Source organism: Streptomyces sp. GS7, assembly GCF_009834125.1.
In the GTDB taxonomy this organism is placed as follows: Bacteria; Actinomycetota; Actinomycetes; order Streptomycetales; family Streptomycetaceae; genus Streptomyces.
Window position 1 is genome coordinate 2,546,010 of record NZ_CP047146.1, and the last position, 18,187, is coordinate 2,564,196.

At 75.8% G+C, this 18,187-nt stretch carries 16 protein-coding genes; 10 read left to right on the forward strand and 6 right to left on the reverse strand.

All coding sequences use genetic code 11. The features are described from left to right. Positions 1-161 precede the first annotated feature (161 nt). Complete coding sequence (locus GR130_RS10975) at positions 162-1,247, forward strand: HAD-IIA family hydrolase (RefSeq protein WP_159504546.1); 1,086 nt, start codon at positions 162-164, stop codon at positions 1,245-1,247. A 51-nt stretch (positions 1,248-1,298) separates the two neighbouring features. Here GR130_RS10975 and GR130_RS10980 read toward each other — a convergent pair whose 3' ends face one another. Together GR130_RS10980 and GR130_RS10985 are read right to left on the reverse strand one after the other, a co-directional pair. Further along, complete coding sequence (locus GR130_RS10980) at positions 1,299-2,195, reverse strand: siderophore-interacting protein (RefSeq protein ID WP_159504547.1); 897 nt, start codon at positions 2,193-2,195, stop codon at positions 1,299-1,301. 79 nt (positions 2,196-2,274) lie between these two features. Then, a complete protein-coding gene (locus GR130_RS10985) occupies positions 2,275-3,303 on the reverse strand; it encodes an ABC transporter substrate-binding protein (RefSeq protein WP_159504548.1) in 1,029 nt (342 codons plus the stop codon). Between the two features lie 109 nt (positions 3,304-3,412). Here GR130_RS10985 and GR130_RS10990 point away from each other — a divergent pair, with 109 nt between their 5' ends. The 3 genes from GR130_RS10990 to GR130_RS11000 all read left to right on the forward strand — a co-directional run bounded on the left by GR130_RS10990 (position 3,413) and on the right by GR130_RS11000 (position 6,470). Beyond that, positions 3,413-4,462: a FecCD family ABC transporter permease gene (locus tag GR130_RS10990; RefSeq protein WP_159504549.1), complete on the forward strand. Its 1,050-nt coding sequence runs from the start codon at positions 3,413-3,415 to the stop codon at positions 4,460-4,462. Further along, on the forward strand, positions 4,459-5,544 hold the full coding sequence (locus GR130_RS10995) for a FecCD family ABC transporter permease (protein ID WP_159504550.1): 1,086 nt from the start codon (positions 4,459-4,461) through the stop codon (positions 5,542-5,544). The genes GR130_RS10990 and GR130_RS10995 overlap by 4 nt, the downstream gene beginning before the upstream one ends. Positions 5,545-5,645: 101 nt before the next feature. Continuing rightward, positions 5,646-6,470 carry an ABC transporter ATP-binding protein gene (locus tag GR130_RS11000; protein ID WP_159504551.1) on the forward strand — a complete coding sequence of 275 codons (825 nt, stop codon included), beginning with the start codon at positions 5,646-5,648 and terminating at the stop codon, positions 6,468-6,470. Here the strand turns inward: GR130_RS11000 and GR130_RS11005 are convergent. After that, positions 6,454-6,801 carry a sterol-binding protein gene (locus GR130_RS11005; protein WP_159504552.1) on the reverse strand — a complete coding sequence of 116 codons (348 nt, stop codon included), beginning with the start codon at positions 6,799-6,801 and terminating at the stop codon, positions 6,454-6,456. The two genes, GR130_RS11000 and GR130_RS11005, sit on opposite strands and share 17 nt — an antisense overlap. A 50-nt stretch (positions 6,802-6,851) precedes the next feature. On the opposite strand from GR130_RS11005, the gene GR130_RS11010 reads away from it, so the two are divergent. Genes GR130_RS11010 through GR130_RS11020 form a run of 3 tightly spaced genes read left to right on the forward strand, consistent with a single transcriptional unit; the run spans position 6,852 to position 8,924 of the window. Further along, complete coding sequence (locus tag GR130_RS11010; RefSeq protein WP_159504553.1) at positions 6,852-7,163, forward strand: hypothetical protein; 312 nt, start codon at positions 6,852-6,854, stop codon at positions 7,161-7,163. Positions 7,164-7,170: 7 nt separating this feature from the next. Beyond that, on the forward strand, positions 7,171-7,986 hold the full coding sequence (locus tag GR130_RS11015; protein ID WP_159504554.1) for a TlyA family RNA methyltransferase: 816 nt from the start codon (positions 7,171-7,173) through the stop codon (positions 7,984-7,986). After that, entirely contained in the window at positions 7,983-8,924 is a 942-nt protein-coding gene (locus tag GR130_RS11020; RefSeq protein WP_236572971.1) for an NAD kinase, read from the forward strand. The genes GR130_RS11015 and GR130_RS11020 overlap by 4 nt, the downstream gene beginning before the upstream one ends. Before the next feature lie 32 nt (positions 8,925-8,956). Here the strand turns inward: GR130_RS11020 and GR130_RS11025 are convergent, their stop codons facing one another. Beyond that, entirely contained in the window at positions 8,957-10,453 is a 1,497-nt protein-coding gene (locus GR130_RS11025; RefSeq protein WP_159504555.1) for a S41 family peptidase, read from the reverse strand. A 93-nt stretch (positions 10,454-10,546) separates the two neighbouring features. Continuing rightward, complete coding sequence (locus tag GR130_RS11030; protein WP_159504556.1) at positions 10,547-11,896, reverse strand: ABC transporter permease; 1,350 nt, start codon at positions 11,894-11,896, stop codon at positions 10,547-10,549. A gap of 256 nt (positions 11,897-12,152) precedes the next feature. Between GR130_RS11030 and recN the strand changes: the two genes are divergently transcribed. The 3 genes from recN (at position 12,153) to GR130_RS11045 (ending at position 16,355) form a co-directional block, all read left to right on the forward strand. Then, positions 12,153-13,907, forward strand: coding sequence for a DNA repair protein RecN (gene recN, locus GR130_RS11035; RefSeq protein WP_159509889.1), 1,755 nt, complete (start codon positions 12,153-12,155; stop codon positions 13,905-13,907). 75 nt (positions 13,908-13,982) lie between these two features. Beyond that, on the forward strand, positions 13,983-14,774 hold the full coding sequence (locus GR130_RS11040; protein WP_159504557.1) for a hypothetical protein: 792 nt from the start codon (positions 13,983-13,985) through the stop codon (positions 14,772-14,774). A 411-nt stretch (positions 14,775-15,185) separates the two neighbouring features. Continuing rightward, positions 15,186-16,355: a glycosyltransferase family 4 protein gene (locus GR130_RS11045; protein WP_159504558.1), complete on the forward strand. Its 1,170-nt coding sequence runs from the start codon at positions 15,186-15,188 to the stop codon at positions 16,353-16,355. A 15-nt stretch (positions 16,356-16,370) separates the two neighbouring features. On the opposite strand, the gene GR130_RS11050 is transcribed toward GR130_RS11045, so the two are convergent. Further along, the gene (locus tag GR130_RS11050) at positions 16,371-17,999 is read right to left on the reverse strand and encodes a PucR family transcriptional regulator (RefSeq protein ID WP_159504559.1); all 1,629 of its coding nucleotides are present in this window, start codon (positions 17,997-17,999) and stop codon (positions 16,371-16,373) included. Between the last annotated feature and the right edge of the window lie 188 nt (positions 18,000-18,187).

Sequence of the window (18,187 nt, forward strand, 5' to 3'; positions counted from 1 at the left end):
CCGCTCGGCGGGTGCGGGATGATCGGGGGAGCGGCCCCGAGTGGCCGGAAGACATCGGTAGCCGCGCGGCGGCGGACGGCGGGCCCCAGGAGCCGGGCCGGCTCTCCACACGGCGCGCCGGAGTCCTTCGTACGGCACGGAGGAGCGAGGAGCAGCAGGGCATGGAGGAGCAGACTCGCGGGAGGGCGGGCGGGGACGAGCGCCGCTGGGCGGGCGGGGGCGAGCGGTGCCGGCCCGAGGGGAGCCGGCGCGCGCTGAGCGAGGCGTACGACACGGCGCTGCTGGACCTGGACGGGGTGGTCTACGCCGGCGGGCAGGCCGTCGCGCATGCCGTGGAGTCGCTGACCGCGGCGCGGGAGGGCGGGATGCACCTCGCGTATGTGACGAACAACGCGGCCCGGACGCCGCAGGCGGTCGCCGACCAGCTGACCGGATTCGGCCTGCCGACGGACGCGGACGACGTGATCACCTCGGCGCAGGCGGTGGCTCGGCTGATCGCCGAGCAGGTGCCGCCCGGCGCCAAGGTGCTGGCCATCGGGGGCGAGGGGCTGCGGGTGGCGCTGCGTGAGCGCGGGCTGGAGCCGGTGGCGTCCGCGGACGACGATCCGGCGGCGGTGGTCCAGGGCTACGACCCGGGGCTGGACTGGGGGCAGCTGGCGGAGGCCGCGTACGCGGTGCAGCGCGGGGTGCCGTGGTTCGCGTCCAACACCGATCTGACGATTCCCAAGGAGCGCGGTATCGCGCCGGGCAACGGCGCGCTGGTCGAGGTGGTGCGGATCGCCGCGGGCGGTGCGCCGCAGGTGGCGGGCAAGCCGCAGCCGCCGATGCACCGGGAGACGGTGCTGCGGACCGGTGCCGAGCGGCCGTTGGTGATCGGGGACCGGCTCGACACCGACATCGAGGGTGCCTGGAACGGCGGGGTCGACTCGCTGCTGGTGCTGACCGGGGTGACGATCCCGGCGGAGCTGCTGGCGGCGCCGCCGCGGCACCGGCCGACGTATGTGGACGCGGATCTGCGCGGTGTGCTGGTGCCGCAGCCGGAGGTGGCGGCGGACGGCGACGGCTTCCGGTGCGGGGGCTGGCGGGCCACCGCGTCCGGCGCCGGGGCCGGGGACACCCTGGTCCTGGACGGCGCGGGGGCGCCGCTGGACGGGCTGCGGGCGCTGTGCGCGGCGGCGTGGACGGCCGCCGGCGAGGGCGGCTGCGCGGCGGACGCCGAGAAGGCGCTGCGGCAGATCGGGATGTGACGGGGGGTGCCGGGCGCCGGGCCCCACCGGATGCGGCGGGGCCCGGACCGGTCAGGCAGCTTGCCCGGTGCGCTGCGCCGCCGCGGCGGTCAGCTCCGCGATCAGGTCCTCCTCAGTGGCGCCGCGCCGCCAGTAGCCGGTGAACTTGACGGCCCGGCGGTCGAATCCGCGCTCCCCGACGAGGTGCCTGCGCACCGCCTTCACGGTGCCGGCCTCGCCGGCGATCCAGGCGTAGGGCGTGCCCGCGGGCAGTTCGGCGGTGCGCAGCGCGTCCCGTACGGGCTCGGTGTGGGCGGCCGTGGCCGGGTCCCGGACGAGCCAGGTGACGTCGGCGTCGGCGAAGGTCGGCAGCTGCTGCCGGTCGTCCTCGTGCCCGATCTCGATCCAGACCTTGGCCCGGGTGCCGGGGGAGAGCCAGGACAGGATCCCGGCGATGGCGGGCAGCGCCGTCTCGTCGCCGGTGAGCAGGATCCAGTCGGTGCCGGGCGGCGGCCGGAAGTCGACCCCGCCGTTGTCCTCGACGGCCGGGGCGAGGACGGTCAGCCGGTCGCCGGGCCGGGCGCGTGCGGCCCACCGGCTGGCCGGGCCGCCGGCCACCGCCGCGGCCGGGCCGTCGGCGCCGTGCAGCGCGAAGTCCACGTCGAACTCGCCGGTCGCGGGGCGCTGTTCGCGGATGGTGTACGAGCGCATCACGGGCCGTTCGGCCGGGTCCTGGGCCCGCCAGGCGGTGTACCAGCCGTCGCCCGTGTCGTCGAAGACCGGCACCGCCTGGTGGGGCTGCGGGAGGAACAGCTTGAAGCGCTGGTCCCGGCCGCCGGAGATCAGCTCGTCGAGCCGTTCGCCGCCGAAGGTGATCCGGACCATGGACGTACTCAGCCGCCGGGCGCGGACGACATGGACGTCGAAGAAGCGGTACGGCGCGGTGGCGGGGGCGGCGGTCGTGGTCATACGGGAACCTCCCGGGACGGTACGGGGCGTGGTGTGCGTACGGGGGTCGAAGGAGTGGGTGCGCGGGTGTGACGGTGCGTCAGTTGACCTTCCTGGCGCCCTCGATGGCCTTGGTGAGCGATTCGAGGAGCGGTGCGGCGCCCGCGTAGGAGAAGCGCGGCTCGCTGGACCAGGGGGTGATCTGGCCGGCCTTGACGGCGGGGAGCTTGTTCCAGGCGGGCTTGGCGGCCAGGTCCTTGGGCTGGAGGGTGGCGGTGCGGTTGTCCAGCAGGAGCACGTCGGCCGGGTACTTGTCGGCGTTCTCCCAGCTGAGGCTCTCGAAGTAGCCGCCCTTGTCCAGGTGGTCCGGGACGATCAGGTCGACGCCGAGGGACGTGAAGTACATGAGGTCGGCGTTGATGCCCGGGTTGGAGGCGTAGAAGAGGTCGGCGCTGCCGGAGCAGGCGAGCACCTTGACCGGGTGGGCCTTGGCGGCCTTGCGCAGCGCCTCGGCGGCCTTCTCGAAGCGGGCCTTGGCGTCGGCGACCTTCTTGGCCTTCAGGTCCGCGCCGAGTGCCGTGGCGAGCTGCGCGTAGCGCGCGACGATCCGGTCGAGCGGGACCCGGGAGGAGGTGACGGCCACGCTCGGGGCGAGCTTGGCGATCTTGTCCTTGCTGTCGTCCGGGACGAACCAGAGGGCGCCCGGCTCGTACATGTTGGTGACGAGCAGATCGGGGCTCAGGCCGGCGTACTTCTCGACGTTGAACTGGTTGTAGGCGTTGCCGAGGATGGTGACCTTGTCGACGTCGAGGTCGCCGGCCTGTGGATCGGGCTTGCCGTCCGGGAGCTTGGTGGGGCCGAAGACGCCGACGATCCGGTCGGCGGCGCCGAAGTCGTGCAGCGCGGCGGCGGTGCCGGTGAACGCGACGATGCGCTGCGGGGTGTGGGGGAGGGAGACCTTCTGCCCGCGGTCGTCGGTGAAGGACCACGGGCCGCCCTCGGCACCGCCGTTGCCGCCCCCCGAACCCTTGCCCCCACCGCAGGCGGCGAGCAGCGCGCCGATGCCGACGGCGCCGCCCGCGGCCAGGATGCCGCGGCGGGACGGGGATACGCTTCGGGGGGTTCTCATGGCGTGTGCACTTCTCTCTCGAAGGGGGCGACCGGATCGGCAGGGCGTACGGCCGTACCGGAAGGGCCGGTTGATCACGTGCTTGTGAGGGTAGGCTAACCTAACTAGCGTGTTGGTTGACAGTCCCCCCGCAGCAACAGCGGCACCGGCCCCCGCGGCCCCCCGCCGACGCCCCGTCATACGGTCGGCCGGGCTGCTCGCCTCCGTGGCCGGGCTCGCCGTGATCACCGTCCTCGGCATCGCCGTCGGCGCCAAACAGATACCCCTCGACCAGGTGTGGCACGGGGTGTTCCACTACTCCGGCTCCGACACCGACGTCATCGTCCGCGACGTGCGGGTACCCCGCACCCTCCTCGGCCTGCTCGCCGGCGCCGCCCTCGGCCTCGCCGGCACGGTCATGCAGGCGCTGACCCGCAACCCCCTCGCCGACCCCGGGGTCCTCGGCATCAACGCCGGCGCCTCGGCCGCCGTCGTCTCCGGCATCAGCTTCCTCGGCGTCACCTCGCTGACCGGCTATGTGTGGTTCGCGTTCGCCGGCGCCGCGGTGGTCTCGGTGGCGGTCTACGCCCTCGGCGGCACCCGCAACGCCACCCCCGTGCGGCTCGCCCTCGCCGGCACCGCGCTCACCGCCGTCCTCACCGGCTACCTCAACGCCGTCAACCTGCTGGACAACGCGGCGCTGGACAAGATGCGCTTCTGGACGGTCGGTTCGCTGGCCGCCGCGACCATGCCCACGGTCACCGAGGTCGCGCCGTTCCTCGCGGCCGGCGCGCTCCTGGCGCTGCTGCTCGCCCGGCCGCTGAACGCCGTCGCGCTCGGCGACGACCAGGCGCGGGCACTGGGCGCGCGGCTGACCCGCACCCGGGTGCTGGCGATGCTCGCGGTCACCCTGCTGTGCGGCGGGGCGACCGCCGCCTGCGGCCCGATCGTCTACGTCGGCCTGATGGTGCCGCATGCCGTACGGGCCGTCACCGGACCGGACATGCGCTGGATCCTGCCGTACTCGGCGGTGCTCTCGCCGGTGCTGCTGCTGGGCGCGGACGTGCTCGGCCGGGTCGTGGCCCGGCCCGGCGAACTCCAGGTGGGCATCGTCACGGCCGTCATCGGCGGCCCGGTCTTCATCTATCTCGTACGGCGTCGGAGGATGGCCCAGCTGTGAGTGAGCGTAGCGAGCGAACCAAGGTGACGGCCGGGGCGCGGCCCACCCGACGCATCCGGGCGGTCCGCACCGGGAGCGGGCTCTCGGTCCGGCTCGACGTGCGCGCCGTCCTCGCCGGACTGACGCTGCTGGCCGTCGCGCTGGCCGCCGCGGTCGCGCTGGTCGGCTCCGGCGACTACCCGATGACGCCCTCCGAGGTGCTGAGCACCCTCACCGGCGGCGGCACCCCCGGCCAGCAGTTCATCGTGCAGGAACTCCGGTTGCCCCGGGTGCTGGTGGGGCTGCTGGTCGGCGCCGCCTTCGGCATCGCCGGGGCGGTCTTCCAGACCGTCTCCCGCAACCCGCTCGGCAGCCCGGACATGCTCGGCTTCGCCCAGGGCTCCTCGGCCGGCGCGCTGGTCGCCATCGTCTACTTCCACAGCGGCCCCTACGGCGTCGCCGCCGGCTCCGTCGTCGGCGGTGTGGCCACCGGCCTCGCCATCTTCCTGCTCGCCTGGAAGCGCGGCATCCACGGCTACCGCTTCGTCCTCGTCGGCATCGGCGCCGCCGCGATGCTCTACGCCGTCGTGCTCTACCTGCTGACCAAGGCGACCATCCACGAGGCGACCCGGGCCACCACCTGGATGACCGGATCACTCAACGGCCGGGACTGGGACCAGGTCTGGCCGCTGGCCGCGGTCTGCGCCGTCCTCGTCCCCCTGGTGCTCCGCTTCGGACGTCCGCTGCGGATGCTGGAGATGGGCGACGACGCGGCGTCCGCGCTGGGCGTACGGGTCGAGCGGGTCCGGATCACCGCGCTGCTGGCGGCCGTCGTGCTGGTCGCGGCCGGCACCGCGGCGGCCGGACCGATCTCCTTCGTGGCGCTCACCGCGCCCCAACTCGCCCGGCGGCTCACCCGGTCACCCGGCCCCAACCTGCTGCCCGCCGCCCTGATGGGCGCCGCCCTGCTGGTCGCCGCGGACGTCGCCTCGCAGGGGCTGTTCGGCGCCGACCAGCTGCCGGTGGGCGTGCTGACCGGAATCCTCGGCGGCGGCTACCTCGTGTGGCTGCTGTTCACCGAGCGGAAGGCCGGACGGGTGTGAACCGGCCCGCGCCGGAGCGCACCGGCCGCCGCGCCCGGCAGCCGTGACCGCGACCACCGACACCTGCAGCGACACCCCCCACCACCCCCAGGAGCCCCGAAGTGACCCGTCTCACGGCCGAGAACGTCACCCTCGCCTACGACCAGCGGGTGATCGCCGAGAACCTCTCGGTCGCCATCCCCGACCACTCCTTCACCGTCATCGTCGGCCCGAACGCCTGCGGCAAGTCCACCCTGTTGCGCGCGCTCTCCCGGATGCTCAGGCCGGCCGCCGGCTCGGTGCTGCTCGACGGCGCCGCGATCTCCTCGCTCCCGGCCAAGAAGGTCGCCAGGACGCTCGGGCTGCTGCCGCAGTCCTCGATCGCCCCCGACGGGATCACCGTCGCCGACCTCGTGGCCCGCGGGCGCTACCCGCACCAGGGCCTGCTCCGCCAGTGGTCGGCCGAGGACGAGCGGATCGTCCGGGAGTCGATGGCGGCGACCGGCGTCGGCGAACTCGCCGACCGCTACGTCGACGAACTCTCCGGCGGCCAGCGGCAGCGCGTCTGGATCGCCATGGCACTGGCCCAGCAGACCCCGCTGTTCCTCCTCGACGAGCCGACGACGTACCTGGACATCCAGCACCAGATCGAGGTCCTGGACCTCTGCGCCGAACTGCACGAGGAGCAGGGGCGCACCCTCGTCGCGGTGCTGCACGACCTCAACCACGCGGCCCGCTACGCCACCCACCTCATCGCCATGAAGAACGGCGAGGTGATCGCCGAGGGCGCGCCGGCCGACATCGTCACCGCCGACCTGGTCGAGCGGGTCTTCGGCATCGGCTGCCAGATCATCGACGACCCGGAGACCGGCACCCCGCTGGTCGTCCCGGCCGCCCGCCGGCCGCGCCGGGCCGCCTCCCCGGCGGCCGTCACAGCAGCGTCCTGAGCCGCAGCAGATCGCGCAGCCCGGCCTCCAGCTTGACCCGGCCGGTGCCCCACGCCACGGCGAAGTTGAGCCGGCCGTCCACCAGCGCGACGAGGTCGTCCCCGGCCATCGTGAGCCGGATCTCGGCCTTGTGCGGGGGTGGGCCGGGAACGCTGGTGACGTCCCGGATCGTGCCGTCGGCCAGCCGCCCGAGGAAGGTCGTGTCGAGATCCGTGATGCGGCAGCTGAGCGAACGGTCGAGCGCGGCGGCGCTGCGCACGTCGCCCTGCGCCGAGGACAGGTTCTGGGCCAGCCGGTCGAGCGCGGCGCGGCACTGGTCGTGGGTTGCCATCGCGCCCGACGATACGCCAGGCCGGGGGCGGTCGAGGTAGCGTCGGAGGCATGGAAGAGCCGACGTCCGGCCCGGAGCCGGAGGCACCCGGGACCCTGTCCGTGCCCGAGCCAGCGGAGGGGGCCGGCGAGCCGTCCGGCCCCGCGGGGCAGCAGCCGCTCGGGGTGCCGGTGACACCCACCGGCCAGCCCGCGGTCGACGCCGCGCTGCGGCGCCTCGCCGATGCCGACCACCTCCCGACCGGCGGCCACCTGGACATGTACGAGGATGTGCACCGTGGGCTGCGCGATGTGCTGGCCTCCCTGGACCAGCAGCCCGGGCCGCCCGCGCCTTTCCCGACCACGCACGACAACAGGAGCTGAACCACAGGTGGCAGGAGTGGCACGACGCCGACTCGACGCGGAGCTGGTGCGCCGCAAGCTGGCCCGCTCCCGGGAGCACGCGAGCCAGCTGATCGCCGCGGGCCGGGTGACCGTCGCCGGGGCGAGGGCGACCAAACCGGCCACCCAGGTGGAGACCAGCGCGGCCCTGGTCGTCCGCGCCGACGAGAACGACCCCGACTACGTCTCGCGCGGCGGCCACAAGCTCGCCGGCGCGTTCGCCGCCTTCGTCCCGCGCGGACTGCGGATCGAGGGCAGGCGGGCCCTGGACGCCGGCGCCTCGACCGGCGGCTTCACCGACGTCCTGCTGCGGGCCGGCGCCGGCCATGTCGTGGCCGTCGACGTCGGCTACGGGCAGCTCGCCTGGTCGCTCCAGAGCGACGACCGGGTCACCGTGAAGGACCGTACCAACGTACGCGAGTTGACGCTGGAGCAGATCGACGCGCAGCCCGTCGACCTCGTCGTCGGCGACCTCTCGTTCATCCCGCTGGGCCTCGTCCTGCCCGCGCTGGTCGGCTGCGCCGCGCCGGACGCGGACCTGGTGCTGATGGTCAAGCCGCAGTTCGAGGTCGGCAAGGAGCGGCTGGGCAGCGGCGGCGTGGTGCGCAGCGCCCGGCTGCGGGCCGAGGCGGTGTGCGCGGTCGCGGACCGGGCGGCCGAACTGGGGCTGGGCGTCCTCGGCGTGACCGCGAGCCCGTTGCCCGGACCGTCGGGCAATGTCGAGTACTTTCTGTGGCTGCGCGCCGGGGCGCCTGCACTCGACCCGGCGGATGTCGACCGTGCAGTGGCGGAGGGGCCCCGTTGACCACAACCCAGGCAGTTGAAGGCAGCGCAGCACAGGAGAACAGCCGCGCCGGGCGGACGGTGTTCCTGCTCGCGCACACCGGCCGCCCGGCGGCCATCCGCAGCGCCGAACTCGTCGTCCAGGGACTGCTGCGCAGCGGGATCGGGGTGCGGGTACTGGCGGAGGAGGCCGCGGATCTGCCGCTCCCGCCGTCGGTCGTGCGCGTCGAGTCCGAGCAGTGCGCGGCCGAGGGCTGCGAACTGCTGGTCGTCCTCGGCGGGGACGGCACGCTGCTGCGCGGCGCGGACTTCGCCCGGACGTCCGGGGTGCCGATGCTGGGCGTCAACCTCGGCCGGGTCGGCTTCCTCGCCGAGGCCGAGCGCGACGACCTCGACAAGGTCGTCGACCGGGTCGTCACCCGCGCCTACGAGGTCGAGGAGCGGATGACGCTGGACGTCCTGGTCCGCAACAACGGCACCGTCGTCCACACCGACTGGGCGCTCAACGAGGCGTCCGTCGAGAAGGCCGCCCGCGAGCGGATGCTGGAGGTGGTCACCGAGGTCGACGGCCGGCCGGTGTCCCGCTTCGGCGGCGACGGAGTGGTCTGCGCGACGCCGACCGGCTCAACCGCGTACGCCTTCTCCGCCGGCGGGCCGGTGGTCTGGCCCGAGGTCGAGGCGCTGCTGATGGTGCCGATCAGCGCCCATGCCCTGTTCGCCAAGCCGCTGGTCACCTCGCCGCGCTCGGTGCTCGCGGTCGAGGTGCAGCCCAAGACCCCGCACGGGGTGCTGTGGTGCGACGGCCGGCGGACCGTCGAACTCCCCGCCGGCGCCCGCGTCGAGGTCCGCCGCGGCGCCGTCCCGGTACGTCTGGCGCGGCTGCACCACGCGTCGTTCACGGACCGCCTGGTCGCCAAGTTCGCCCTCCCGGTGGCGGGGTGGCGGGGGGCGCCGCACTAGGCACCCGCCCCACCAGCCGCTCAGGCCCCGCGCTACCGGCCGCCGACCCGGGCCCCGCGTGCCAGGAGTTCCCGGGCGCGGGTGAGGGCGCTGTCCCGCCGGGCGGCGAGTTCCGCCTCGGTGAAGACGGGGGCGGCGAGTGCAGGGGGGATGCCCGGACCGTCGAAGGTGCGCCCGTCGGCGGTCAGGAACTCCTCGTTGGGCAGACCGAAGGTCCAGCCGTTGGGGAGGCTGCGCTCCAGGACGTCGGAGAAGACGCCCTGGGTGTTCTCGCCGATCCGGGTGGGGGCGGGGGAGCGGCCCATCAGGGACTGGGTGAAGGTCTCCCCGGCGCTGATCGTCAGCCGGCCGGTGAGGACGGCCACCGGGCCCGTGTAGACCGGGCCCCGGTGCGGGCGGACCCGGATCGGCTCGGGAGTGGTGAACGCGCCCGGGTCGCGGGGGTCGTTGCGGGCCCGCTTGCGGTACGCGAGGTACGGGTGGCCGGTGAGCCGCGAGGCGATCCGCAGGCCGAGGGGGTCCGCGCCGCCGCCGTTGAGCCGCAGGTCGATGACGAGGCCGCGCAGCGCGGTGGGCCCCTGCGTACGGGCCCTGGTGAACACCGCGTCCAGCGCGCGGTCCAGCTCGGCGACATCGCCGGCGTAGTCGCCCTTCTCGGTGTAGTCGGCGAACTGGGTGACCCGGAAGTAGCCGATCCGGCCCGGGAGATCGGCGTAGGAGAGCTTGCCCTGGGCCCAGTGCTGCTGCACGGTGCCGGCCCCGAGGTTCGTGGCGATCGCCCCGTCGATACGGGCGGCGGTTTCCGGGGTGGGCAGCTCGGTGCCGGGGCGTCTGCCGGCGAACCGCCGGTCGGGACCGGCCACGACGCGGGTGTGCGCGTCGTGCAGCGGCTCGATCATCTCGCGCAGCACCGCGAAGAGTTGGGCGTCGGTGGTGTGTGCGGTGATCCGCGGCCGGTAGCGGTCGCGGACCGCGGTCCAGTCGATCCCCTTCGCGCGGAAGAAGGGGTAGTTCTCCGCGTAGGTCCGCCAGAAGACGTCGAAGACCGCCCGGGGGTCCCGGGACGGGCGCCGGCCGCACCGCTCGGGCAGCGCGCCGACGCGGTGCAGGGTGCGGCCGCCCACGTTGTCGTCGAAGGCCAGCCGGGCGCGGCCGGCGCCCGCCGGGGAGACGGTCAGCGGCGCCTGGTCCGGGACCGTGAAGCGGCTCGCGCCGTGCGCGTCGGGGGCGCCGGACCGGGTGCCGGTGACGGAACCGGGCAGGCAGCTGACGGCGGTGGTCTCGTACGTCCGCAGGGTGCGGCCCTTGATGGCGACGAGGGTGCCGTAGCCCTCCGTCCGCCAGACGCCGTCCAGGGACGGAGCACGGGCGGCGGCGCGGGCGGCGGCGGCCGGGGGCGCGCAGCCGGTGGCGGTGAGCGCGGCGAGGGCGGCCACGGCGGCCAGTGCGGAGTGCAACAGGGCCGTGGTGCGGGGACGTTGGGGGCGGTGGGGGCCGGGTTCCGGGCGGTGCGGTGCCGGGGCGCTCATGGCGGGTACCTCGTGGGGGTCGTGGGATGTGTGTGGGGGCATGAGATGTGCCTCGTGGGAGGGCGGAGGAATACGGGGGCGGGGCGGAGGCCGTCAGGCCGCGGCCAGGGTCTCCGTGGCGCGGCGGCGCAGGCCGAGGTGGACGGGCAGGCCGGTGGCGAGCAGCGCGAGCAGCAGGGTGCCGCCGGCGATCGCGGCGGCCGTCGGCCCCGGGACGTAGGGCAGCGGGTCGCCGAACGCCTGCCGCAGCATCGGGGCGAGGGTGCACAGCGCGATCGCGGTACCGAGGACCAGCGCGGTGCCGGCGACCACGGCCGCTTCCCAGGCGGCCATCGCCCGTACCTGGCGGGGCCGTGAGCCGACCAGCCGCAGCAGCGCCAGATCGCGGCGCCGCTCGGCGGTGATCATGGCCAGGGTGTTGCCGGCGGCGATGGCGGCGAAGCCCGCGTACAGGCCGGTGCCGACGTAGTCCAGCCAGACCGCGCCGGCCGGGCCCGCGGACCCGGTCCGGTGGGCGGCGGTGGTGTGCAGCGCGATCTTGGTGGTGCCGAACGCGACCACCAGCACCAGCGGTACGACGGCGGCGGAGAACCGGCGCGACTGGGACGTGACGTTCCGCATCGCCAGCTCGGCCGCGCTGCCGAACCGGCCGATCAGCCGGGACACCAGCCAGGCGGCCGGGCCGACCAGCCGCGGTCCCAGCAGCCCGGTCCCGACGCAGAAGAGCAGCAGGACCAGGAACGCGCCCTGGCTCGCCCGGTCGGCGCCCTGCCCGGCGAGCAGCCGGGAGACGAGCACCCCGCCGGCCAGCGCGGCCAGCCCCAGCGGCAGCCGCAGCAGCCCCAGTTCCCGGCGGCCGGCCGCCGCCTCGTCCAGTGCCCGCGCCGGGCGCAGCGCCGCGAACCGGCTCGCCGCCAGCAGCCCCGCCACCGCCGAGGTGACCACCGCCACCCCCAGGCACACCGGCAGCGCGACCCAGCTGAAGCGGAACGGCACTCCGGGCGGTACGAGGCCGTGGCCGACCATGCCCCCGAACCACGCGCGGGCCAGCACCGCCCCCAGTACGCACCCGGCCAGCGCCGAGGGGACCGAGGCCGCCACGGCCTGCGCGGCGGTCGCCCGCCGGATCTGCCAGGGGCGGGCGCCGATCGCGCGCAGCATCGCGAACTCGCGGTGCTGCTGGGTGACGGCGGTGCCCATCGTCGAGGCGACCACGAACACCGACAGATAGACCGAGCCGAGGAGCAGGACGACCGCCATGTCCCCTACGTGGTGGGCCGCCATGGCGCGCCGTGCGGACGCGGGGACGCGGTCGGCGCCGGTGGCGGCGAGCATCGTCGTCGACGCCCCGACCACGGTCGCGGCGAACAGCGTCGCCACCGCCGTCCCCGCGAACGCGGGCCGGTGGCCGCGCAGCGCGGCCCGCGCCAATCCGCTGGACATGTGTCCCCCTCTTCCACCGTTCGCACGGTTCTGACCGTGCGCACCGCCCGGTTCCGTCTCCAGACCAGCGTGACGGCCGGGAGCGGTCCGCCACCATGCGGCCCTCACCCCTTCCCTGGTGGGGTTTTCCGCAGGTCCGCGGGGCGGAGAACCGCAGGGAGGGGGTCGCGGCCGGGCGGTGCCGGGGCGGGAGTGAGGGGGAGGCCGTCGCGGGGCGGCCCCCGGACCTCGTAAGGTCGTATCCGTGTTGGAGGAGATGCGGATCCGGTCCCTGGGCGTCATTGACGACGCCGTTGTCGAGCTGTCCCCGGGCTTCACGGCGGTGACCGGCGAGACCGGCGCCGGCAAGACCATGGTCGTCACCAGCCTCGGCCTGCTGCTGGGCGGGCGCGCGGACCCCGCCCTCGTGCGGATCGGCGCCAAGTCGGCGGTGGTGGAAGGCAGGATCACCCTCGCCGCCACGGCCCCCGCGGCCGTACGGGCCGAGGAGGCCGGTGCGGAGCTGGACGACGGCGCGCTGCTGATCAGCCGCACGGTCTCCGCCGAGGGCCGTTCGCGCGCGCATGTGGGCGGCCGGTCCGTACCGGTCGGCCTGCTCGGCGAACTGGCCGACGACCTGGTCGCCGTCCACGGCCAGACCGACCAGCAGGGTCTGCTGCGGCCGGCCCGCCAGCGCGAGTCCCTGGACCGCTACGCCGGGGACGCGGTCGCCGTCCCGCTCGCCAAGTACACCGCCGCCCACCGCCGGCTGCGCGCCGTCGCCGCCGAGCTGGCCGAGCTGACCACCCGGGCCAGGGAACGCTCCCAGGAAGCCGACCTGCTGCGCTTCGGCCTCGACGAGATCGCCGCCGCCGAGCCGCAGCCCGGCGAGGACACCGAACTCGCCGCCGAGGCCGAGCGGCTCGGGCACGCCGAGGCGCTGGCCTCCGCCGCGTCCGCCGCGCACGCCGCGCTGGCCGGCAACCCCGAGGACCCCGAGGGCGTCGACGCCACCACCCTGGTCGCCGGCGCGCACCGCGCGCTGGAGGCCGTCCGCAGCCACGACCCGGCGCTCGCCGCGCTCGCCGAGCGGCTCGGCGAGATCGGCATCCTGATGGCGGACGTCGCGGGCGAACTGGCGGGTTACGCGGACGGCCTGGACGCCGACCCGCTGCGGCTGGCGGCCGTCGAGGAGCGCCGCGCCGCCCTGAACCACCTGGTCCGCAAGTACGGCGAGTACGGCGAGTACGGCAAGGACATCGCGGCGGTGCTGGCCTGGTCCGAGCAGAGCGCCGCCCGGCTCGCCGAACTGGACGGCGACGACGACCGGATCGGCGAGCTGACCGCGGAACGCGACGCCCTCCGCACCGAACTGGGCGAGCTGGCACAGGAGTTGACCGACGCCCGGACCGCGTCGGCGAAGCGCTTCGCGGACGCGGTCACCACCGAGCTCGGCGAACTCGCCATGCCGCACGCCCGGGTGAGCGTCGCGGTCCGCCAGACCGAGGTGAGCGGGGATGGCGAGGACGCCGACGGCATCGAGGTGAACGGCCGCACCGTGGTCTACGGGCCGGCCGGCGCCGACGAGGTCGAACTCCTCCTCGCCCCGCACCCGGGCGCCCCGCCCCGGCCGATCGCCAAGGGCGCGTCCGGCGGTGAGCTGTCCCGGGTGATGCTCGCCGTGGAGGTCGTCTTCGCCGGCACCGACCCGGTGCCCACCTACCTCTTCGACGAGGTCGACGCGGGCGTCGGCGGCAAGGCGGCCGTCGAGGTCGGCCGGCGGCTGGCCAGGCTCGCCCGGTCGGCGCAGGTCGTGGTGGTCACCCACCTCCCGCAGGTCGCGGCCTTCGCGGACCGCCAGCTCCTGGTGGAGAAGACCAACGACGGCTCGGTCACCCGCAGCGGCGTCACGGTCCTGGAGGGTGAGGAGCGGGTCCGCGAACTGTCCCGCATGCTCGCCGGCCAGGAGGACTCCGAGACGGCCCGCGCCCACGCGGAGGAACTGCTGGAGACGGCGCGCACGGGGACATAGCCGAGCCGGACACGTACGGAGAGGGCCCCGGGGCCGGGGAGTCGAGCCCGGCGGGGGCCGGTTGAGGGGAGTGGCATGGTGGCGAGGGCAGTCGGACCGACCCCGGCGCGGATGGCGGCGCTGATCGCGGCGGCCGGTGCGACCCGGGCCGGGTACGCGGCGCTGCGCCGGCGGCCGCCGGGCGGCGCGGCCCGGTGGGAGCGGAAGAACCACGCGGGCCGGACCGTCACCCTGCACGCGGGACCGGCGACCGCCCTGGGCACCGCGCTCGCCGCCGCCGGCGCCCCCGGCCTGTCCGCGCGGACCCGCGGCGCGACCGCGCTCGCCGTCCTGGCCGCCGGGGCCTGCGGCGGGTACGACGACGTGGCCGGCGCCGGCGACCCCCGGCGCGGGTTCCGCGCGCACCTCTCCGCGCTGCGGCACGGCGAGGTCACCAGCGGGGCGGTGAAGCTCTTCGGGATCGGCGCCGCCGGGCTCGCCGCGGGCGCCCTCCTCAAGGAGCGCCCGGCCGACAAGTTGCTGGCGGGCGTGGTGATCGCGGGCTCGGCCCATCTGGTCAACCTCCTCGACGTCAAGCCGGGCCGGGCGGCCTGCGCCGTCCTGGCTGTCGGCGCGCCGGGCCTGCTGCGCCGGGGGCCCGCGGGCCCGCTGTCCGCCGCGCCCATGGGGGCCGCGGCGGCGGTGCTCGCGGACGACCTCGGGGAGCGCACCATGCTGGGCGACGCCGGGGCACACGCCCTGGGCGCGGCCCTCGGACTGGCCATCGCCGCCGGCAACCGGCGCACCGGGCTGGCCGCGCACGCCGCCGGGCTGGTCGCCGCCGCGGTAGCCGGCGACCGCGTCAGCCGGGCTGCCGGCGCCCTCTGATCCGGGCCGCGGGCGCCTCGTCCGGGCGGACCGCCCCGGTCCGCGGTCGCGCCCGAACCGATGGCGAGCGGATCCGGACAGTGAAGGACGGGTTCCGGACAGCGGCGGACGGGGACCGGACGGAGCGGTTCACCTCGCCCGGAAGGCAATCCGCGTGGTCGGCTTGTCGCCCATGTGGGTGAATCCCGGGATCCGGGGGTGAGACTTCCCACCGGAACGGCGTCCGCACGGTGCCGAATTGACGTCTCCGGGCTGGCATCCTGGGCGCGGTGCGCAGTGCCGCGGCCGGCCCGCCCCGTCCTTCCCGAGGACGGGCACCGCCCGCGGGCCTCGGCGCATCGCAGCACTTCGCAGCAGGAAACCGCCCCGCCGGTACGGTACGTGCCGGCGCCGAACCAGGAGCCCGACCACGTGACCAGCACCCCGTCCCCGGCGCACGGCCTGTCGCCGCTGCGCACGGTCCAGGTGCTCGGCCACGGCAGCGGCGGCAGCGCGGCGCACGTCCGTTCGCTGGCCGAAGGGCTGGTCGCGCGCGGGGTGCGGGTCACCGTCTGCGCCACCCCCGAGGCCGAGGAGGCGTACGGCTTCAGCGCGGCCGGCGCCCGGTTCGTGCAGGTCACCCCGCGGATGGACCCGGCCGGCATGGCCGCCCTGCGCAGCGCCTGCTGGGACGCCGACCTGGTGCACGCCCACGGCCTGCGGGCCGGGCTGCGCGCCTCCGTCGCGCTGCGTGGACTGCGCGGCCCCCGGGGCGGACGGGTGCCCCTGGTCATCACCTGGCACACCAAGGCGCACACCGAGGGCGCGCGGGCCCGGGTCGTGCATCTGATGGAGCGGCGGGTGGCCCGCGCCGCCGCCGTCGTCCTGGGCGTCTGCTCCGACCTCGTCGACCGGGCACGCGAGCGGGGCGCCCGCGACGCCCGGCTGGCCCCGGTCGCCATCCCGTGCCCGCGGCCCGGCGGCGCCCCCGGCGGACCCGCGGACGACGACCCGGCCCGCGACAAGGAGCGGGCCGAACTGGGCGCGGTGGACCGGCCGCTGCTGCTCGCCGTCGGCCGCCTCGACCCCTACCAGGGCCACGACCTGCTGCTGGACGCGGCGCACGCCTGGTGCGCGCTGGACCCCCAGCCGCTGCTCGCCATCGCGGGCGAGGGCGAGCAGCGGGCCGCGCTCCAGCGGCGCATCGACAGCGAGCGGCTGCCCGTCCAGCTGCTCGGCCGCCGCGACGACGTGCCCGAACTCCTCGCCGCCGCCGACCTGGTGGTGCTGCCCAGCCGGTGGGAGGCCCGCTCGCTGATCGCCCAGGAGGCGCTGCGCGCCGGGGTGCCGCTGGTGGCGACCGACACCGGCGGCACCCGCGAACTGGTCGGCCGGGCCGCGGAACTGGTCCGCTACGGGGACGCCACCGCCCTCGCCCGTACGGTGCTCGACCTGCTCGCCGACCCGGTGCGCCGCGACGCCCTCGCCGAGGCGGGTCGCGCCCAGGCCGCCGGCTGGCCCAGCGAGAACGACACGGTGGCCCAAGTGCTCAGCGTCTACGACGAGTTGACCCAGCCGGTCGGGACGGTCCAGCCGGTCTGACCCGTCGGACGGACCCTACGGCCGGTCCGTGTGCCGCCGTGCCCGCAGCGCCAGCCGCAGCCCGAGCACCGTCTGCGGATCGTCCAGGTCCGTGCCCAGCAGCTGGGCGATGCGCGCCAGCCGGTCGTAGAGCGTCTGCCGGTTCACGTTCAGATCGCGGGCGGTCTCCGCCTTGCGGCCCGCGCTGGCCAGATACGCCTCCAGGGTCGGCAGCAGCGGCTGGCGGGCACCGCGGTCATGGGCGAGCAGCGGCCCGATGGCGCGCTCCACGAAGTCGGTGAGCACCCCCTGCTCGCCGTGCTCCCGCATCCGCCACAGCAGCAGCTCGATGTCCAGGCGGCGGGCGTCGTACCAGGGTTGCTCCGGCAGCCCCTGGGCGGCTGCCGCGGCCTCCCCGGCGTGCCGCAGCCCGGGGCCGGCGGCCGCCCAGTCGCCCGCCGTCCCGACGACGACCACCGGGCGCTGCGCGGACGGCCGGTCCAGGCCCGCGCGGACGACCCCGGCGCGCAGCGCCTCGGCGATCCGGCCGGCGAGCGCGGCCCGGTCCTGGCCCGCCCGCAGCGCCACCAGCAGCGGGACCCGGCCCTCCACGGGGCGGACGCCGAGCAGTACGGGCACGCCGGGCGCCGCCAGCTCCTCGCGCAGCGCCTGGGCGAGCAGCGCCCAGCTGCCGGGGGAGGGCAGCGCGGCGGGCAGCCGCATCACCACCGGGAGCACCGGGTCGGCACCTGGGCGGAACCCAAGGAGCCGGGCCTGGGCGGGGGCCTCGGCCGCGGAGATGCGGCCCTCCGCCAGCTCGGCGAGGAAGTCCCCGCGCCCGCGCGCGGCGAGCACCTCCTCCTGGCGGGACTGGAGCATGACGACGGCGAGCAGGTCGGCGGCCCGCTCCGCGGCGATCCGGTGGACCGGCGCGAGCGGGGTGTTGACCGGCAGCAGCACCAGTCGGGCGCGGACCGATTCGGGCCCGTGCCCGCCGCCGGGCACGTCGATCCGCACCCCGGTCTCCCGCAGGCCCTCCCAGGCCAGCAGCGGATCGGCGTCCGCGGGCCCGTCGTCGCCCTCCGGGCCCGCCGCGTACAGCGGGCTGCCGTCGGGGGCCTCCAGGCACAGCGGATTGCCGGTGAAGACGGCGAGCAGCCGCAGCACCTCCGGGGCCCCGCCGCCGCGCAGCAGTACGTCCGTACAGCGCCGCAGCAGCTCGTCGGCCCGCCGCAGCAGGGAGTAGTGGCTGTTGATGATCTCGGTGTGGATCTCCTCGGTGACCGTGACGTACGGGACCTCGCGGTGCAGCTGGACCAGCGGCAGCCCGCAGTCCCGCGCGGCGTCGACCAGCGCCGCGGGCAGCGCGTCGAACCGCGAGCCCAGCTCCACCACCAGCGCGGCGATGTCGCGCTCGGCGAGCCGGCGGATGAAGGCGCGCTGCTCGGACGGCCGGGCGCCCACTCCGAGGCCGGTGGTCAGCAGCAGCTCGCCGCCCTTGAGCAGCGAGGCGATGTGCGGGACCTCGCCGGCGTGCACCCAGCGCACCGCCCGGTCCAGCCGGTCCTCGCCGGCCAGCACCTCCGGCAGACCGCGCCGCAGCGCGGGCAGCTCCAGCGCCCTGCGTACCGTGATCTCGGCTTCGATCTTCCCTTGCGGCCCCATGGCGACGAACGCTACCCGCAGTACGGCCGTCCGGAAGGCCGCGGTCCGGATGGCCGCCGCCGGGCACCCGGGCCCCGGGGCACCCGTCCCGCCCGTACGGGCACCGCACTGCCCGCTCCAACTCCTTTTCGGCTCCGCCCCGTTGACGGTGCCCCACCGGCTCGGCAGGGTTCCCGGTACCTCCGTGG

Excerpts from the sequence above, each read along its gene's own strand:
- GR130_RS10975 (WP_159504546.1), top strand. The coding sequence starts at position 162 with ATGGAGGAGCAGACTCGCGGGAGGGCGGGCGGGGACGAGCGCCGCTGG.
- GR130_RS10980 (WP_159504547.1), bottom strand. The coding sequence starts at position 2,195 with ATGACCACGACCGCCGCCCCCGCCACCGCGCCGTACCGCTTCTTCGAC.
- GR130_RS10985 (WP_159504548.1), bottom strand. The coding sequence starts at position 3,303 with ATGAGAACCCCCCGAAGCGTATCCCCGTCCCGCCGCGGCATCCTGGCC.
- GR130_RS11005 (WP_159504552.1), bottom strand. The coding sequence starts at position 6,801 with ATGGCAACCCACGACCAGTGCCGCGCCGCGCTCGACCGGCTGGCCCAG.
- GR130_RS11010 (WP_159504553.1), top strand. The coding sequence starts at position 6,852 with ATGGAAGAGCCGACGTCCGGCCCGGAGCCGGAGGCACCCGGGACCCTG.
- GR130_RS11025 (WP_159504555.1), bottom strand. The coding sequence starts at position 10,453 with ATGAGCGCCCCGGCACCGCACCGCCCGGAACCCGGCCCCCACCGCCCC.
- GR130_RS11030 (WP_159504556.1), bottom strand. The coding sequence starts at position 11,896 with ATGTCCAGCGGATTGGCGCGGGCCGCGCTGCGCGGCCACCGGCCCGCG.
- recN (WP_159509889.1), top strand. The coding sequence starts at position 12,153 with ATGCGGATCCGGTCCCTGGGCGTCATTGACGACGCCGTTGTCGAGCTG.
- GR130_RS11040 (WP_159504557.1), top strand. The coding sequence starts at position 13,983 with ATGGTGGCGAGGGCAGTCGGACCGACCCCGGCGCGGATGGCGGCGCTG.
- GR130_RS11050 (WP_159504559.1), bottom strand. The coding sequence starts at position 17,999 with ATGGGGCCGCAAGGGAAGATCGAAGCCGAGATCACGGTACGCAGGGCG.